At 70.8% G+C, this 15,284-nt stretch carries 17 protein-coding genes; 5 read left to right on the top strand and 12 right to left on the bottom strand.

Features of this window, described 5'->3' with window-relative positions; translation table 11 throughout:
* Positions 1-6: 6 nt before the first annotated feature.
* The 3 genes from ACH4DZ_RS31205 to otnK all read right to left on the bottom strand — a co-directional run bounded on the left by ACH4DZ_RS31205 (position 7) and on the right by otnK (position 3,024).
* Complete coding sequence (locus ACH4DZ_RS31205; RefSeq protein WP_398290753.1) at positions 7-672, bottom strand: lytic polysaccharide monooxygenase; 666 nt, start codon at positions 670-672, stop codon at positions 7-9.
* Between the two features lie 391 nt (positions 673-1,063).
* Positions 1,064-1,723, bottom strand: a complete 660-nt coding sequence (locus ACH4DZ_RS31200) for a class II aldolase/adducin family protein (protein ID WP_398290752.1) — start codon at positions 1,721-1,723, stop codon at positions 1,064-1,066.
* Positions 1,720-3,024: a 3-oxo-tetronate kinase gene (gene otnK / locus ACH4DZ_RS31195; protein ID WP_398290751.1), complete on the bottom strand. Its 1,305-nt coding sequence runs from the start codon at positions 3,022-3,024 to the stop codon at positions 1,720-1,722. The genes ACH4DZ_RS31200 and otnK overlap by 4 nt, the downstream gene beginning before the upstream one ends.
* 183 nt (positions 3,025-3,207) lie before the next feature.
* Between otnK and ACH4DZ_RS31190 the strand changes: the two genes are divergently transcribed.
* Genes ACH4DZ_RS31190 through ACH4DZ_RS31180 form a run of 3 tightly spaced genes read left to right on the top strand, consistent with a single transcriptional unit; the run spans position 3,208 to position 6,838 of the window.
* A complete protein-coding gene (locus ACH4DZ_RS31190) occupies positions 3,208-4,632 on the top strand; it encodes a homoserine dehydrogenase (RefSeq protein WP_398290750.1) in 1,425 nt (474 codons plus the stop codon).
* On the top strand, positions 4,632-5,990 hold the full coding sequence (locus ACH4DZ_RS31185) for a gluconate:H+ symporter (protein WP_398290749.1): 1,359 nt from the start codon (positions 4,632-4,634) through the stop codon (positions 5,988-5,990). The genes ACH4DZ_RS31190 and ACH4DZ_RS31185 overlap by 1 nt, the downstream gene beginning before the upstream one ends.
* Before the next feature lie 53 nt (positions 5,991-6,043).
* On the top strand, positions 6,044-6,838 hold the full coding sequence (locus ACH4DZ_RS31180; RefSeq protein ID WP_398290748.1) for a DeoR/GlpR family DNA-binding transcription regulator: 795 nt from the start codon (positions 6,044-6,046) through the stop codon (positions 6,836-6,838).
* Positions 6,839-6,858: 20 nt separating this feature from the next.
* On the opposite strand, the gene ACH4DZ_RS31175 is transcribed toward ACH4DZ_RS31180, so the two are convergent.
* Positions 6,859-7,368, bottom strand: coding sequence for a hypothetical protein (locus ACH4DZ_RS31175; RefSeq protein WP_398290747.1), 510 nt, complete (start codon positions 7,366-7,368; stop codon positions 6,859-6,861).
* 98 nt (positions 7,369-7,466) lie between these two features.
* Positions 7,467-8,210: a class I SAM-dependent methyltransferase gene (locus ACH4DZ_RS31170; RefSeq protein WP_398290746.1), complete on the bottom strand. Its 744-nt coding sequence runs from the start codon at positions 8,208-8,210 to the stop codon at positions 7,467-7,469.
* A 127-nt stretch (positions 8,211-8,337) separates the two neighbouring features.
* On the opposite strand from ACH4DZ_RS31170, the gene ACH4DZ_RS31165 reads away from it, so the two are divergent.
* Positions 8,338-9,525, top strand: coding sequence for an FAD-dependent monooxygenase (locus ACH4DZ_RS31165; protein ID WP_398290745.1), 1,188 nt, complete (start codon positions 8,338-8,340; stop codon positions 9,523-9,525).
* Here ACH4DZ_RS31165 and ACH4DZ_RS31160 read toward each other — a convergent pair.
* Genes ACH4DZ_RS31160 through ACH4DZ_RS31140 form a run of 5 tightly spaced genes read right to left on the bottom strand, consistent with a single transcriptional unit; the run spans position 9,514 to position 12,560 of the window.
* Complete coding sequence (locus ACH4DZ_RS31160) at positions 9,514-10,416, bottom strand: alpha/beta hydrolase fold domain-containing protein (protein ID WP_398290744.1); 903 nt, start codon at positions 10,414-10,416, stop codon at positions 9,514-9,516. The two genes, ACH4DZ_RS31165 and ACH4DZ_RS31160, sit on opposite strands and share 12 nt — an antisense overlap.
* Positions 10,417-10,446: 30 nt before the next feature.
* Positions 10,447-11,523 (bottom strand): amidohydrolase family protein, encoded by a 1,077-nt coding sequence (locus tag ACH4DZ_RS31155; RefSeq protein WP_398290743.1) that lies wholly within the window; start codon positions 11,521-11,523, stop codon positions 10,447-10,449.
* Positions 11,510-11,851 (bottom strand): DUF1427 family protein, encoded by a 342-nt coding sequence (locus ACH4DZ_RS31150; protein ID WP_398290742.1) that lies wholly within the window; start codon positions 11,849-11,851, stop codon positions 11,510-11,512. The genes ACH4DZ_RS31155 and ACH4DZ_RS31150 overlap by 14 nt, the downstream gene beginning before the upstream one ends.
* Positions 11,848-11,994 carry a DUF1427 family protein gene (locus ACH4DZ_RS31145; RefSeq protein WP_398290741.1) on the bottom strand — a complete coding sequence of 49 codons (147 nt, stop codon included), beginning with the start codon at positions 11,992-11,994 and terminating at the stop codon, positions 11,848-11,850. Before ACH4DZ_RS31145 ends, ACH4DZ_RS31150 begins: the two co-directional genes overlap by 4 nt.
* Before the next feature lie 5 nt (positions 11,995-11,999).
* On the bottom strand, positions 12,000-12,560 hold the full coding sequence (locus ACH4DZ_RS31140) for a quercetin 2,3-dioxygenase (RefSeq protein WP_398290740.1): 561 nt from the start codon (positions 12,558-12,560) through the stop codon (positions 12,000-12,002).
* A gap of 131 nt (positions 12,561-12,691) precedes the next feature.
* On the opposite strand from ACH4DZ_RS31140, the gene ACH4DZ_RS31135 reads away from it, so the two are divergent.
* A complete protein-coding gene (locus ACH4DZ_RS31135) occupies positions 12,692-13,171 on the top strand; it encodes a MarR family winged helix-turn-helix transcriptional regulator (protein WP_398290739.1) in 480 nt (159 codons plus the stop codon).
* Positions 13,172-13,273: 102 nt separating this feature from the next.
* On the opposite strand, the gene ACH4DZ_RS31130 is transcribed toward ACH4DZ_RS31135, so the two are convergent.
* Positions 13,274-14,347 (bottom strand): hypothetical protein, encoded by a 1,074-nt coding sequence (locus ACH4DZ_RS31130; RefSeq protein ID WP_398290738.1) that lies wholly within the window; start codon positions 14,345-14,347, stop codon positions 13,274-13,276.
* A 219-nt stretch (positions 14,348-14,566) separates the two neighbouring features.
* The gene (locus ACH4DZ_RS31125) at positions 14,567-15,187 is read right to left on the bottom strand and encodes a hypothetical protein (protein WP_398290737.1); all 621 of its coding nucleotides are present in this window, start codon (positions 15,185-15,187) and stop codon (positions 14,567-14,569) included.
* Positions 15,188-15,284 lie beyond the last annotated feature (97 nt).

Raw genomic sequence — 15,284 nt, 5'->3', positions numbered from 1 at the left:
GATGGATCAGCGGAAGTTCACATCACTGCACAGGAAGTAGGTCTGGTCCATGTGCGACGCCTGCCAGATCGTGTAGACGACATGGCGGCCACTGAGGCCCGAGGTGCTCACATCGATGGCGTAGTTCTGACTGGGGGCGTACGTGCCGGTGCGGGCGACCAGCTGAAGGTCGTCCCAGGTCAGGGGCTGGGTGGCGGGGTCGAAGCCCTGGCGGGTGACATAGACGAGGAAGTAGTCGGCGCCGTGGCTGGCCTGGTCGTACAGCTTCACGGTGAAGTTGCCGCCGATGTCCGTCGTCTTCCAGGCGCCCACGGTGTCGAGGGAGTTGTAACGGCCGCCCTCGGTCCGGCCGCCACTGCACAGTTGCCCGTCGGGGACGACTGCTTCGAAGTCACCGGCGGAGCCGTTGCGGTAGAGGCCGTTCCAGTTCCACATGGCGTTCGGGTCGGCCTGCCACGCCTGCCAGCACATGGGGTCTTCCTGTGCCATGGCGGGGTTCTGGAAGTCGCTTCCCCAGCGGAGCCAGCAGCCGTAGTTGCGGGACGCCGGGTCGACCACCGAGCCGTGGGCGTGGGCCGGTGCGCTCCAGGGGATCAGGCAGAGCAGCACGGCGGTGAGCAGGCTCAGGGCGAGGGTCGCGCGAGAAGAGCTGACGCGATCATGACAAAGCAAGGCGTGCCCCTTTCGGATGGGGTGGGGGTTTCCCGGTCTTCTTGAGGTGGGGGACCAGGTTTGGACTGGACCTGTGGGAGTGCGCCGGAACTGTGGGAGCGCTCCCGCGCCACCCAGGCTCGGTGCGCCGAAACGGAATGGCAACACTCGATTGCGCCAGATTCACGCCCGGGCCGCCGCCGCGGCCGGCGTCCACGGCGTCCACGGCGCCCACCTCGCCACCGAAGCACCGGACAGCCCGCACCGCGTGGCGCACCCCGTGGCCGACCGCATCACGGCCGAGGGACGCTCGCCCACCGGGGCCGGGGTGCGCAACCGCACCGAGGTGTACGCCGGCGCTCAGCACGGATGCCCCCGGGACGGATGCCCCCGGGCCGAGGGACCCGAAAGGTCAGTCCGTCGCGGTCCACGGCGAGCCGTACCTCTTCGCCAGCGGTGCGATCTCCTCGGCCGACAGGAGCCGGGGGGCGCGTTCGCCGAGCGCGAGGAGGAGCGCGGAGACCTCTTCCAGCTCCACCGCCGACTCCACCGCCGCGGACATCGAGGGGCCCGCGACGACCGGGCCGTGGTTCTGCAGCAGCGCCGCCCGGAAGGGGAACGGCAGGGACTCCATCAGATCGGCCTGCCCGCTGTCGCCGGGTGCGGCGTAGGGCAGCAGGGGAGTCTGGCCGACGCGCATCACGAAGTACGGCGTCAGCGGGGGTATGGCGCTGTGCTCCCGCCAGGCGGGCAGACACGACACGGCCGCCGCGTGGCGGGAGTGCAGATGGACCACGGCCCGTGCGGACGCGTCGCGGCGGTAGAACGCGGTGTGCAGCGGGAACTCCTTGGACGGCTTCGGTCCGTCGAGGTGCGCTCCCGACAGGTCGAGGACGCTGAGCGCCTCGGGGTCGACGCGGGACAGGTCCGTACCGGTGGGAGTCAGGTAGATCCGGGAGTCCTCGCGGACGCTCAGGTTGCCGGAAGAACCGGGGCTGAGGCCGAGAGCGGCGAGGTGGGCGCCCGCAGCCGCGAGTTCGGTCCGCGGGTCGTTGTCTCGCGGGTCGTTCATACGAGCGCGCTCCAGGCCTCGGTGAAGATGTCCGGGGCACCGAAGTTGCCCGACTTGAGGGCCACGTCGACGAGGTGTCCGTCCTCGGTGTGCCCGTCGCTGCCGCGTCCGTCGTCCTGGTTCCGGCACGCGACCTGGGCGCGGGCCCAGGTGACGCCCGGGGCGATGGGTGACCCGATGGTGAGCGTGCGCACGCCGAGCGCGGTGATCACCGAGCCGGACGTCTCCCCGCCCGCGACGAGCAGCCGTCGTGCGCCGTCCGCCACTAGGCGCGTGGCGCAGGCGGCCAGCGCCCTCTCCACCAGCGCGGACGCGGCGGGGGAGTCGTCCAGGTCGCTCGGATCGCCGACGGCGTAGAGGAGGGGTGGACGCAGTGGGTCGTCCTCCCAGCAGTCGCGGGCGAACGCCACCAGTCCACCGACCGCGGCGTCGAAATCGGCCCGCAGGGCGGCGAGATCGAGCTTGCGGTGCGGAAGACGCGCACGGCCGTGCGCCACCTGGGCGCGGGTGGCCGAGGACGCGCTGCCGGAGAGCACGACGGCCGGATCGCCGGGGCGCGACGCGGCTGCCACGCGTGCGGCCCCCGGCCGGGGGCCGGTCAGGCCGAGCGCGAGTCCCGCGGCGCCGGTGACGAGCGGGTGGTGCGCGGTGGCCGCCGAGATGGTGCGCAGATCCTCGTCCTCGGTGGCGTCCACCACGACGAGCGCGTCGGCGAGACCGGGATCGTCCAGCACCGACGCCAGAGCCGCGGCCCCGGACCGTACGGTGTCCAGGCCCACGAGCCGTACCGGGTGCGTGGTCTGAGGTGTCAGCAGGCGCCCCACGTGCGCGTCGCGCATCGGGGTGAGCGGATGGTGGCGCATCGGGCTCTCGTCGAGGAGCTCGTCGTGGACGAAGAGCCTTCCGCGGTAGACGGTGCGGCCGGTGGCCGGGAACGACGGTACGACGACGGCGCGCCGTTCCCCGATCGCGTCCAGCAGCGCGTCGGCGACGGGGCCGATGTTGCCCTGTGCCGTCGAGTCGAAGGTGGAGCAGTACTTGAAGTAGAAGCGCCGGCAGCCGGCCGCCCGCAGGGCGCGCAGCGCGGCGAGCGAGGAGTCCACGGCCTCGGCGACCGGGGCTGTACGCGATTTGAGCGCAATGACGACCGCGTCCGCGTCGTCCACCGCGGTGCGCCCGGGTTCGTCGGCGATGCTGTCGGAGCCGACGGCCACCACGGTGCGGAAGCCGCGGGCGACCAGCATCGTGGCGAGATCGGTTGCTCCGGTGAAGTCGTCGGCGATGGCCCCGAGGGTCGGCATCAGGCCTCCTTGGGAGGGGTGGGTGGTTGCCCCTGGACATGACCCCCTGGACACGACCAGGGGCCGTGGTCAAGGTGCGCGATCAGGGCGTGTGAAAAAATGTTAACAGACTTTACCTGGATGGGATCTGCTGATACATCTTGTTAACGAGCCGCGCATCGCGCTCGTCATCCAGGAGGGTCCATGAACCTGCACCATCTGTTCGCCGACACCGGCAACCGGATCGTGCGCTACGCACTGTCCGGAGCCGGCGGCGGCTTCGCCCGGACCCTGCTGGCGCAGACGCCCCGCATCCCCGGGCTGGCCCCCGCCGTCCTGTGCGACCGCGACGTACCGGGCCTCCGGACAATGCTGTCGGAGCTCGGGTACCCGGCCTCGGACCTGACTGTCTGCGGCACCGCGGACGAGGTGGCCGCCGCCGCGCGGGCCGGGCACATCGCCCTCGTCCAGGACGGCTCACTGCTGTCCGCCGCGCCCTGGGACATCCTCGTCGAAGCCACCGGCAGCCCCGCGGACGGCTACGCGATGGCGCGCGAGGCGCTCACCGGCGGCCGGCACGTCGCCATGGTCAGCAAGGAGGTCGACTCCGTCGCCGGCCTGCACCTCGCGGACCTCGCGAAGGACAACGGCGTCGTCTGCACGACCGCGGACGGCGACCAGCCCGCCAACCTCATCGGCCTGGTGACCTGGGCCGAGCTGCTCGGCCTCGACATCGTGGCCATCGGCAAGTCCAGCGAGTACGACCTCGTGCTCGACCCCGACCGGGGCACGGTCACCCAGCTCGACACCACCGTCCCCGCGCCGGAACTCGCCGCACTGCTCACCCTCGGCGACGACGTCCGCGCCACCCTCGCCGCCCGCGCCCAAGCGGTGTCGGCACTGCCGGTCGGCGCCACCGCCGACTACTGCGAGATGGCCGTCGTCGCCACCAACACCGGCTTCCGCCCCGACGTCGAGCGCCTGCACTACCCGGTCGCCCGCATCGCGGAACTCGCCGACGTCTACGCGCTGCGCGAGGACGGCGGACTGCTCCACCGCACCGGAGCCGTCGACGTGTTCAGCGCGCTGCGGCTGCCGGAGGAGGCGTCCTTCGCCGGTGGCGTGTTCGTCGTGGTCCGCACCGGCGACCGGACCACCTGGGAGACACTGCGGGGCAAGGGGCATGTCGTCAGCCGCGACGGCCGCTACGCCGCGATCTATCTGCCGTACCACCTCATGGGTGTCGAGACCCCGGTCTCCCTGCTCTCCGCGGTCCTGCACCACCGCCCGTCCGGAGGCACCGACCCGCGCGCCCACGCCGCCCTCGCCGGCCGCGCCCAGCAGGACCTGCCCGCCGGGACCGTCCTGGCCATGGGCGGCCACCACCACGACGTCACCGACGTCCAGGCCGTACTGCTGCGCGACGAGGACACCCCCTCCGACGTGGCCCCGCTCTACCTCGCCGCGCACTGCACACTCGCCCGCCCGGTCGCCGCCGGTGAACTCATCCGCCTGGCCGACCTCGCCGACGCCGACGAGGACCTGCTGGAGGCCTGGACCCTGGGCCGCGCCTCCCGCGCCCCCGCCACCTCCGGCCACACCGGCTCCGCTGCCGGGAGGGTCGGCTGATGGACACGGACATCCAGAACCTCCTCCTCGGCGTGGCGGCCGTCGTCGTCCTGATCCTGCTGATCACCAAGGCGAAGCTGCACCCCTTCCTGGCGCTGAGCATCTCCGCGCTGGGCCTGGGACTCGCCGCCGGGATCGGTCCGGGCAAGACCGTCGAGTTCTTCCAGACCGGCTTCGGCGACGCGCTCAAGAGCACCGGCCCCACCATCGGCCTCGGCACCATCCTCGGCGGCATCCTGCTGGGCTCCGGCGGCGCCGACCGTATCGCCACCGTGTTCATCGGGGCGCGGCCGGTCAAGTGGATCCCCACCGCGATCACCGCGGCGGCCCTCCTCATCGGCATGCCGCACCTGTTCGACGTCAGCTTCGTGATGCTCGTACCCCTCGTGTACGCGGTCGCCAAGCGCACCGGCACCCATCTGCTGTACGTCGGGCTGCCGATGGCGGCCGGGCTCTACATCTCGCACGGCCTGCTGCCCCCGCACCCCTCGCCGACACTCGCCGTCTCCGCCTACAGCGCCAACACCGGCCTGACCATCATGTACGGCCTGATCATCGGTATCCCGATCGCCGTCATCAGCGGCCCGCTGCTCACCAAGGTCGCCAGTCGCTGGTTCGGACCCGCCCCGGACCTCGACAGGGGGCCCGTGCCCGAGCCCGAACCGCTGCCCGAGAACCAGCGCAGGCCCGCGTCCTTCGTCCTGGCGCTGATCACGGTGCTGCTGCCGCCGGTCCTCATGCTGATCGGCACGGTAGGCACGTCCCACACGGCCGAGGGCACCCTGCCGTACGCGTTCTTCGAGGCCTGCGACTCCTCCGTGCTGTCCCTGCTGGCAGCCGTCGTGTTCGCCTTCTTCGCCCTGGGCGTCCGCTCCGGCTTCGGCCTCGGACAACTCCAGAAGATGGCGGGCAAGGGCCTCGGACCGGTCGGCGGCATCGTCCTGATCCTCGGCGCGGGGGGCGGCCTCAAGGCGATGCTGACCGCCACCGGTATCGACAAGCTCATCTCGGACTACGCCGTGGACTGGTCGATACCCCCGCTGCTGCTCGCCTGGCTCGTCGCCGCGCTGCTGCGGATCTGCCTCGGCTCGGCGACGGTCGCGACCGCCGCGGCCACCGGCATCGTCGCGCCGCTGCTCGGAGCGTATCCGGGGCTCTCTCCCGAACTGATGGTGCTGGCCAGCGCTTCCGGCGCCGTGATGCTGTCCCATGTGAACGACTCGGGCTTCTGGCTCTTCAAGGAGTACTTCCAGCTCTCGGTGTCCCAGACCTTCCGGACCTGGACACTGATGCTCTCCCTGCAGTCACTGCTCAGCCTGGGTGGAGTATTGCTCCTGAGCACGTTCGTCGGCAGCTGACGCACGAGCCGGTGAGACACGTCTTGGTGAGACAACAGGAAGGACCATCGACGATGGCCGAGGACCGCTCCCTCCCGCTGATTCCCGACCAGCGGCGTGAGCAGTTGCTGAAGCACCTGCGCCGCGACGGAGTGCTCAGCGTGCAGCAGATCACCCAGCTCCTCGGTGTCTCGCACATGACCGTCCGCCGTGACATCGCCGAACTGGAGCGGCAGGGGCAGGTCTTCTCCGTACCGGGCGGTGCCCGGATCGCCAGCCACCTGCAGAGCGAGCCCAGCCACCAGGCCAAGACGCTCATCGAGCAGCCCGAGAAACAGGCCATGGCCGCCAAGGCCGCGCGACTGGTCGAGGACGGCATGACCGTCTACCTCGACGCGGGTACGACCCTGTCGGCCATGGTTCCCTTCCTCGTGGACCACACCGCCCTGACCGTCGTCACCAACGACTTCACCACCGTGGACCAGCTGATGGCCGCCGCTCCCCACCTCGACCTCATCCACGTCGGCGGGAAGGTGGAGTCCGCCAACCGCTCCAGCGTCGGCCGTCTCGCCGCCACCGTCCTGCGGCAACTCGCCCTGGACATGGCCTTCATCAGCACCAGCTCATGGGACCTCCTGCGCGGGGTGACCACTCCCTCCGACCTCAAGGTGGAGGTCAAACAGACGGCCATAGAGTGCACGGGCACGTCCGTGCTCGTCGCGGGCTCCTCGAAGTTCGGCACCTTCGGCAAGTACCGGGTGGCCGCCCTCGGCGCGTTCGACACGATCATCACCGACAGCGCGCTGGCCGACGCCGCAGCAGAGGGCGTACGAGCCTCCGGAACCGAACTGCATCTGGTCAGGCCCTGAGGACGCCGCCCCGCGGTGGGCTAGAGCGCGTCCCAGACCTTGAACCAGCCGATGTTGTCGTTCGCCCGGTCGCCCACGTATGCCGTGGCGTAGCCGTAGTAGTAGAAGGCGCTCTGGCCGTCGTTGAGGACGGCCTGCTGTCCGTCGCAGTTGTTGTACGTCTCGAACGAGGAGATCGTGTAGCGGGCGAGCCCGGCGTCCAGGACGTAGCCGGACCGGTCGCAGGGACCGTAGTCCCCGTACACCTGGGTCAGGCCGCCGCCGAACCCGGCATCCTGGTACCAGGACATGAGCAGCGTCCCGGCGCTCTTGTTCCTCGCCACCGCAGTCCTGTCGTCGGAACAGGTCCGGCTCTTCACCCGGGAGACCTTCTCGCCCGGCCTCACCCGCTCCACCACCACGGAACAGTACGTGCCTTCCGATGACGCCGAGGGCGACGGCGAGGCCGATACGGACGGTGCGAGTCCGACGAGGCCGACGAGCGACGCCGCCGCACTGAGCATGGCGGCCGTACGGGTGCGCAGATGCATGGTGCTCCTGACGACTGGGCCGGTGGGGATGACGCGCGCAAGGCTAGAAGGGACCACGGCCGCACCGACCCTGACATCTGTCAGGGGGCGCGGGCCGGCTACCGGGACGGCGGCAGCCGGTAGACGGAGACGTGGGAGCGCGAGTCGGCGGTGAACGCCGTGCCGTCCCAGTCCGCGTGCCTGGACTCCAGTTCCAGACCGGCCAGTTGGGCCATGAGGTCGAGTTCGGCCGGCCAGATGTAACGGTGCGGGCTGCGGAACAGCCGCGCCCGCTCGGTCTCGTCGAACCGGAAGTGATGCGAGACGACGTGCTGGCGCAGGACGTCGTACGTGTCCAGGCCGATGTAGTCGGAGTCGGACTGCCAGACGGTGGCCGCCTGGCCAGGCGGGAGCTTGCGCAGTTCGGGTACCCAGAGCTCGATCACGAACCGGCCGCCAGGTGTGAGATGGCGGGCGGCGTTGCGGAAGCACTCGACCTGCTCGGCCTGGGTGAGGAGGTTCGAGATCGTGTTGTACACGAGGTAGACCAGGCTATATTCGCCCGGGGCGGCAGTCGTCGCCATGTCCCCGATGACCACGGGGATCGTCGCCTCGTCGGCCTTGGCGCGCAGTTGCTCCACCATCGGCCGTGACAGCTCGATGCCGGTGACGGAGACTCCTCGCTCGGCGAGCGGGACGGCCACCCGGCCGGTGCCGACGGCGAACTCAAGAGCGGCCCCTTCCCCCGCGAGGCGGGCGAGACGGTCCACGGCCGGCCCCAGCGTCTCCGGCGCGAACATGCCGGTGCCGGGCGTGTCGTAGCGCCGCGCGGTGGCGGCGTCCCAGATCTTTGCCTGCTGCATTCCGTCAACGGTCGCCGTCGGCCGATGCGATGTCCAACGAGTTTCGCCCTATGACGGGCAGCCGACTGACGCTTGAATGGGGTCACTTCGCACATCGTGTACGAATGGGCCGAGGCGGGGGTCTGGCGTGAGGGCGATCGTCGTGGGAGCGGGTATCGGCGGACTCGCGGCGACGCTGAGCCTGCGCCGGGCCGGGCACGACGTGACACTGGTCGAGCAGACCCCGCGGTTCACCGAGATCGGCGCCGGTATCCAGCTCGCGCCCAACGCCACGCGCGTACTGCGGCGGCTGGGCCCGCTGGACGAGGTCGCCACGCGGGCGTACCGCCCCTCCGAGGTGTGCTTCTGCACCTGGTCCGACGGGACCGACGTCTGCCGCTACCGGCTGGGAAGCGAGGTCGAGGACGAGTTCGGGGCGCCCTACCTCCTCCTCCACCGCGCCGATCTGCACGAGGCACTGGCCGCCGCGGTGCCGTCCGGGTCGGTGCGCCTGGGCACCACGGTCGTCGGAATCGATCAGGACGACACGGCCGCCCATGTCACCACGGCGAGCGGCGAGCGCCTGAGCGCGGACCTGGTCGTGGCGGCCGACGGAATACGGTCCGCGGCCCGTCAGTGGCTCTTCGGCGCGGACAAGGCGCTCTTCTCGAAGACCACCGCCTACCGGGCGCTGCTCCCGGCCGGCCGGGTGGCCGATCTGGACCTGCCGGAACTCGCCGTCTGGATGGGACCGGGCCGCCACTTCGTCCACTACCGGGTACGTCGTGGGGAACTGCTCAACGTGGTGGCCGTGTGCACGGCGGACGAGGCGGAGCAGACGCAGGAGTCGTGGACCGCGCGGGCCGAACCGGGCGAGCAACTGGGCGAGTTCGAGGGATGGGACTCCCGGGTGCTCGCCGTCCTGGAACGCGCCGGACGGATGTTCCGCTACGGCATCTACACAAGAGCCCCGCTGGAGCGGTGGAACGTCGGACGCGTGACCCTGCTGGGCGACAGTGCGCACGCGATGGTGCCGTTCCTGGCCCAGGGCGCGGCCCAGGCGATCATGGACGCGGCCGTGCTCGGCGACGTACTCAAGGACGCAGCGCCGGCCGAGGTGCCCGACGCACTCGACCGGTACGTACGCCGACGGCTGGCGACCGCCACGAGCGTGCAGGCCGGGGCCGCGCGGGCGGGCGACGAGTTCCACCTGCCGGACGGCCCCGAGGCCCGGGCCCGCAACGCCCGCATGGCGGCCCACGCGGCCGAGAACAGGTTCATGCCTCAGTCGGCCGGGTGGACGGAGGCCGCCCGTCCCTCCCGGTCAGGGGGATGAACCGGCGGTGCGGTCCCGGCTGAAGTCCAGCGACAGGGCGAAGCACCGCTCGACCTCGGCGTCCGGAAGGCCGTACCAGAGGTGATCGGCCCCGTCTATCAGCCGCAGATCGGCCGGCACTCCGACGTCCCGCAGTGCGGCGGCCAGCCGTACACCCTGGTCGCTGGGGATGATGTGGTCCTCGGTGCCGTGCAGGACGAGGAAGGGCGGCGCGTCGGCGGTGACGTGGTGAAGGGGGCTGGCGTCGCGGGTGCGGTCGGGCACGTCGGCCGGAGCACCACCGACCAGCATCGCCTCGAAGGTGTGCCCGTCCGCCGGGTCCCTGACGAGTGCGAGGAGATCGGTGGGGGCGTACCAGGTGACACAGCCGGTCACGGGCGGGACGGAGGGGCTGCGGCGGCGGGAGGTGAGAGCGAGCAGGGCGGCCAGGTGGCCGCCCGCGGACTCGCCCCAGAGGACGGTTCGGGCGGTGTCCAGTCCGAGTTCACCGGAGCGCACCTGCAGCCAGGCCAACGCGGCGGACAGGTCGTCGACCTGGGCCGGATGCACGGCCTCGCCGCTGAGCCGGTAGCCGGGGCAGGCCACGGCGAATCCGGCCTGGGCGAGGCGGGCGAAGGGACCGGGCCGCCAGGAGCGGAACGCCGGGCCCGGATCGCCGCGCAGACCGGTGCGCCAGGCGCCGCCGTGGACGAAGACGACGACAGGAAGTGGCCCTGCCGGCTTCTCGGGGAGCCACAGGTCCAGTTCCAGGGGACGGTGGCCGTCGGGCACCAGATAGGGGACACCGCGCAGCAGTCGTACGCCGGGAGTGGGCAGGGCCGCGGGTGGCAGGGGCAGCCGGGCCGGGTCCGGCGGGGCGAGAAGCGCGGCGAGGTCGGGTGCCAGGGACATGGGTTCCTCCGGGATCCGCGGAAAAGGGATTCAGCGGGCGAGGCGGGGCAGCAGGCGGTGCGCGTTGGCCGTGGTCAGGGATCGCCAGGTGACGCCTCCGCCCGAAGCCGAAGCCGAAGCCGAAGCCGAAGCCAAAGCCGAAGCCGCAGTTGAAGCCGAGGTCGAGGTCGAGGTTGAGGTCGAGGTTGAGGTCGAGGTCGAAACCGAGGCCGGGACCGGAGCCGCGTCGACCGAGGCGACGTGGGCTTCGGCGGCGGCGGGCGGCGTCCAGCAGTAGTCGCTTCCGTACAGCAGCCGGTCGGGATCGACCAGGTTCAGGAGCGCGGGGACCTGGCGGGGGAACGGGGTGCCGGCGAGGTCGTAGTGCAGGCGGCGCAGGTGCGTGAGGGCGTCCGGAGCGCCTTGGTCGTCGGGCATGAACAGCTTCATGAAGCCGTTGACGCGGTCGGCGAGCACCGGCAGGGCGCCGCCGCAGTGGGGGACGACGACCTTCAGGTCGGGGTGGCGTTCGAGGGTGCCCGCGAACAGCAGATCCGTGACGGTCCGCGCGGTGTCGAAGATGAACTCCACCATGGGGCGCGGCCGTCCGAGCGCGGACTCTTCCCAGCACACGGGAGAGGTGGGATGGAGGAAGACCACGGCGTCGCGCCGGGCGAGCTCCGCGAAGACCGGCTCCAGTCGCGCGTCACCGAGGTAGACACCATGGGTGTTGGTCTCCAGGACCACCCCGTCGGCTCCGAGGGTGTCGAAGGCGTACGCGATCTCGTCGAGGGCGCCGTCGACGTCGGGCAGCGGCAGCGAGGCGAACAGGCCGAACCGGCCCGGGTGTTCACGTACCACCCGGGCGCTCTCCTCGTTGACCTCGCGAGCCAGCCGCCCGGCCGCGGTGTCGTCACCGAAGTGCACGCCGGGGGAGGAGAGCGACAGCATCGCCGTGCCGATACCGCAGCGGTCCATCAGGTCCAGGTGGGCGGCGGGTGACCAGGTGGGCCAGCCGGGCATGCCGTCGGGCAGTTCGTGCCCGGCGGCCCTGGCCTGCCGGACATAGGACTCGGTGACGAAGTGGGCGTGCACGTCGACGAGTGGCGGAGCTTCAGGGCTTGTCATGAGTGGGCTCCTGAGAGGTGGGGGTCGAGGCGCTGGGGCTCTCGGCGGCGGAGGGCACCGGGCGGCGGCGGGAGGTCCGGTTGCGGACCGCGGTGACGATCCGCTCGCCCGCGACGATGCCCGCGAGCCCGGTCAGACCGAGCAGCGGAGGCGCGGGGGAGGGCACGGACAACGCCCAGTAGACGGCGCCCATCAGCGCTCCCGCGACGAAGGCGAGGGCGGCGTGCCGGGTGAAGTGTCCGGCGCGGACGATGCTCGGAGCGGTCTTCGGAGTAGTTCCCGCCGCGGTCTTCGGGACGGTCTTCGGGACGGCCTTCCGGGTGTTCACAGCGCCGCCAGGAGGGCCTGGCCGAGCAGCATGCCCAGCAGGCCGAACAGCGCGACCGGCGGTGGCGCGGGGGACCTGACCCGCATCATCGCGTAGAGCGCGCCGACGAGCAGCCCGGCCGCGAGCGCCTTGAGACAGGCCATGCCGCTCATCCGCGCGTACGCCACTGGTGATCGGGCAGGAAGCGCACGTCGTACTGCTCGGGGACGGAGCCGAACTTGTGCGGCTCGGGCACGAACGGCCGCTGCGGCAGGCCGAGTTCCTCCGTGGGCGTGCCCAGGTTCTCGAAGAACCGCTCGAAGGTGCCACCGGGACCGGCCGCCACTCCCACGATGCGGCTGTGATGCCGCTCGATGCGGTAGGCGTGCGGACAGTTCTTGGGTACGAAGCCGAAGTCGCCGGCGGTCAGCAGCTTCTCGTACTGCTCGCCCGCGGTGTCCTCGACGAACAGCCGTACCGCGCCGTCGGCGATGTAGAAGACCTCGTAGGTGTCCGGGTGCGAGTGGGCCGGGATGATGTCGCCCTCGGGGCCCTCGGCGGTGAAGAAGTTGAACGTGTTCTCGGTCTGCTCACCGCCCGCGTAGACGGTGAACAGGTCGCCGAAGAGGTGGGCGCGGTCCCCCATGCCCTTCTCGATGAAGTACGGCTTGCCCGGATCGGAGGGGATGTGTGAGGCGGAACGGTGGCGGGTGGCGAATTCAGCGGTCATGTTCTCTCCCGGGGGTGGCTCACGGAGGACACGGGTGAATCTCTATGTCAGGCAGCCTGACATAGAGATTGGGTGCGTGGCAATCCCCCGACCTAAGCTCGGATCCCCTGTGCGTCTTTCTTGAGGAACCCATGAAGTCCGTCGGCACCCCCCTCCCGCAACTGCTCCTCGACGCCCGCCGCTGGTTCGACGAGGCGCTGGTGGCGACGTTGGAGCAGGCGGGGATGGCGCCCATCTCGCCGACACAGGCCCAGTTGTTCGCCGCGCTGGACGAGAAGGGCACCACGGTCTCCGAGCTGGCCCGGCGCATGGGTGTCACCCGCCAGACCGCGCATCAGGCCGTGCACAGCCTCATCGGCATGGGGCTGCTCGAACAGATCCCTGATCCGTCGTCCGCTCGCCGGCGGCTGATCCGCCGCACCGGTGAGGGCGCGGCGGCGCACCTCGAAGCCGTCTCCGTCCTGGCGGCACTCGAAGGAGAACTCTCGCTGCGTATCGGCCGTGGCTCCGTCGACTCCCTGCGCGCCGCCCTGGAGGCTCCTCGGGGGGACCCGCCCACGCTTCGGATCCCGCCCGCTGGCGCGCCGGGCCCGGGGGGCACGGCTCAGTAGCCGGGCGCCGACCCTCGCGGGCTTCCGGGGTCAGCGCTTGGCTCACCCCACATCGCGCGCCGCACACCGCACGCTATAAGCCGCACGCCGTGCGCCGTCCGGTCAGTCGGACCGGAGGTTCTCCAGTGTCGACCGGGTGTCCGACTTCACCCACCGCGAGACCTCGCCGATCTCGGGCGGTGAAGTCGTCTCGTAGGAGGTCGTGTAGACGTTCCAGTTCATCTGGTAGGTCATCCAGCCGTCGCGCACCGCGAGAATCACCGCCCGACTGCCGCCGACCCCCGAGGCGGTCGTGGTGTCCTCGGTCACCAGATAGGCCTCGTCACCGAAGCCGGACACCTTCGCCACCTCGTAGTCGTCGTACCGCTGGCTGTATTCGGACCACAGCGCGGTGAACTCGGCGGAGGGGTCGGTCTCCTTGTGGAGATCCATCTGTACGGAGAGATAGGCGTCCGCGTACGAGGAGGTCGAGGATGTCTTCAGGGAGATGCTGCAGTAGCTCTGATCGATGGCCTCGTGCTTCAGCGCGTTGTGCGTGGGGGCGCTGTCCTCCTCGGTGTACTCGGTTCTGAGCGAGTCGTAGTCGACCGAGGAGCAGAGGTTGGCCCGGGCCCGGTATCCCGCCAGATCCGGGTCGTCACCGAGCGGGCCGAGGAGGAGGAGCCCGCCGGCCCACAGGGCCGAGGCGACGACCGCACCCACCGCCGCCCACAGCACCGCGCGCCCCGCGGTGCCCTTGCCACCGGAGGGCGGGGGAGACCCGGGCGGTGGCCCGTACGGGTACTGCTGGGCCGGAGGAAAGGCCGGAGGGGCCCCGTAGCCGTAGCTGTTCGTCGGCTGTGTGCTCTGGGACGGCACCACGGGCTCGGGTCTCGGCGGCGAGGGTGGTGAGGGTGGCGAAGGTGGTGAGGACGGCGGGTGTTGCGCCTGCGCCTGGTGTGCCTGCGCCTGTGCCTGTGCTTGCGACTGGTGTGCCTGGGCCTCGGGCGGCGTCTGCGCCTGCGTCTCCGTCGGCGGCTGGCCCGCTGGTGCGGGCTGGTCCGCCGGCGGAGAGGTGGAGCCGGGCGGAGCGGTGGAGCCGGGCCCGGTGGTGGAGCCACTCGCAGCCGTGGAGCCGGCTGGAGGCGACGCCTGCGGTTCGGGCTGCGCCGGGATGTCTTCGGGCCGGTTGTGCATCCTGTGCTCCTTCTCCGAAGGGCAGTTCTCCAGAAGCGACCTTCCCGCATCGGCCATCGCGTAGTCGTGGACCGGCTCTCACGGAATCCGATACGTGGTTCGGCGGCACGCCCGCCGTCGCCGGGCCGTTCATCCGGCCCACCCGTCGGACATGCCCGCCTCATGCCCCTTCACGAAGGACGCGGGCATGAGGCGGGCATACGGCTTGCCTGCCGGGTCCTAGCCGATGTCGAAGTCGAGGTTCGTCACGTACCAGGAGTCTTCGATCCGGCTGGACTGGACCTTGATGTCCAGCTGGTCCGCCGTCACTCCGGTGGAGTGGGACAGGACGATCTTTTCGAGGGTCTGCCCGTCGACGGTGATCTTGTCGGCGGGGAACTCGACGGTGTCGCCGGTGGCCGGAGCCTTGGCGACTTCCACCTTCGGGTCCGCGGAGGGCGGCTCGGGTGTGAACGATTCCCCGAGCTGCTTGACGGTCGCGTCGATCTGCTTCCGGTCGGGTGCGTCGTCGCCGCAGGTCTGCGCACTGCCGACCTTGGCGGGCGTCGAGCCCTTGGCCGGTTCCGCCATCACCAGGCAGGCCTCCTCGGGCTGCTGCTTGATGACCGCGGTGACCCACGCGGCGACAGCTCCCTCGGCCGTGGACCGGTCGGCGGCCGAAGCCGGTGCCGATGCCGAGGCGTCCGAGTCCGGCTTCTTCTCATCGGCCGCGGGCGAGCCGCTCGCGGTCGACTTCTCCTCCGAGCCGGAGTCCGTCTCGCTCGAACATCCCCCGAGAGCCACGACCGCCGCCAGCGCCACTCCCGCGACCGAGCTGATCCGTCTCGTCCTCTGATCCACTAACACCACTTCAACAGCCTTTCGTGTGAACACACATGTGCCTCAGCGGCCCCACGAGTCATCTCTCGTCGCAGTTCCGCCTCGACCATCAAGACGG

Source organism: Streptomyces sp. NPDC017991, from assembly GCF_044328075.1.
Classification (GTDB): domain Bacteria; phylum Actinomycetota; class Actinomycetes; order Streptomycetales; family Streptomycetaceae; genus Streptomyces.
This window is presented reverse-complemented; position numbering and strand designations above follow the sequence as displayed.

Bases quoted from the DNA above. Each gene is read 5' to 3' on its own strand.
- ACH4DZ_RS31160 (WP_398290744.1), bottom strand. From the start codon at position 10,416: ATGTCCCTGGCACCCGACCTCGCCGCGCTTCTCGCCCCGCCGGACCCG.
- ACH4DZ_RS31185 (WP_398290749.1), top strand. From the start codon at position 4,632: ATGGACACGGACATCCAGAACCTCCTCCTCGGCGTGGCGGCCGTCGTC.
- ACH4DZ_RS31175 (WP_398290747.1), bottom strand. From the start codon at position 7,368: ATGCATCTGCGCACCCGTACGGCCGCCATGCTCAGTGCGGCGGCGTCG.
- ACH4DZ_RS31170 (WP_398290746.1), bottom strand. From the start codon at position 8,210: ATGCAGCAGGCAAAGATCTGGGACGCCGCCACCGCGCGGCGCTACGAC.
- ACH4DZ_RS31140 (WP_398290740.1), bottom strand. From the start codon at position 12,560: ATGACCGCTGAATTCGCCACCCGCCACCGTTCCGCCTCACACATCCCC.
- otnK (WP_398290751.1), bottom strand. From the start codon at position 3,024: ATGCCGACCCTCGGGGCCATCGCCGACGACTTCACCGGAGCAACCGAT.
- ACH4DZ_RS31180 (WP_398290748.1), top strand. From the start codon at position 6,044: ATGGCCGAGGACCGCTCCCTCCCGCTGATTCCCGACCAGCGGCGTGAG.
- ACH4DZ_RS31130 (WP_398290738.1), bottom strand. From the start codon at position 14,347: ATGCACAACCGGCCCGAAGACATCCCGGCGCAGCCCGAACCGCAGGCG.
- ACH4DZ_RS31145 (WP_398290741.1), bottom strand. From the start codon at position 11,994: ATGGCCTGTCTCAAGGCGCTCGCGGCCGGGCTGCTCGTCGGCGCGCTC.
- ACH4DZ_RS31190 (WP_398290750.1), top strand. From the start codon at position 3,208: ATGAACCTGCACCATCTGTTCGCCGACACCGGCAACCGGATCGTGCGC.
- ACH4DZ_RS31135 (WP_398290739.1), top strand. From the start codon at position 12,692: ATGAAGTCCGTCGGCACCCCCCTCCCGCAACTGCTCCTCGACGCCCGC.
- ACH4DZ_RS31155 (WP_398290743.1), bottom strand. From the start codon at position 11,523: ATGACAAGCCCTGAAGCTCCGCCACTCGTCGACGTGCACGCCCACTTC.
- ACH4DZ_RS31200 (WP_398290752.1), bottom strand. From the start codon at position 1,723: ATGAACGACCCGCGAGACAACGACCCGCGGACCGAACTCGCGGCTGCG.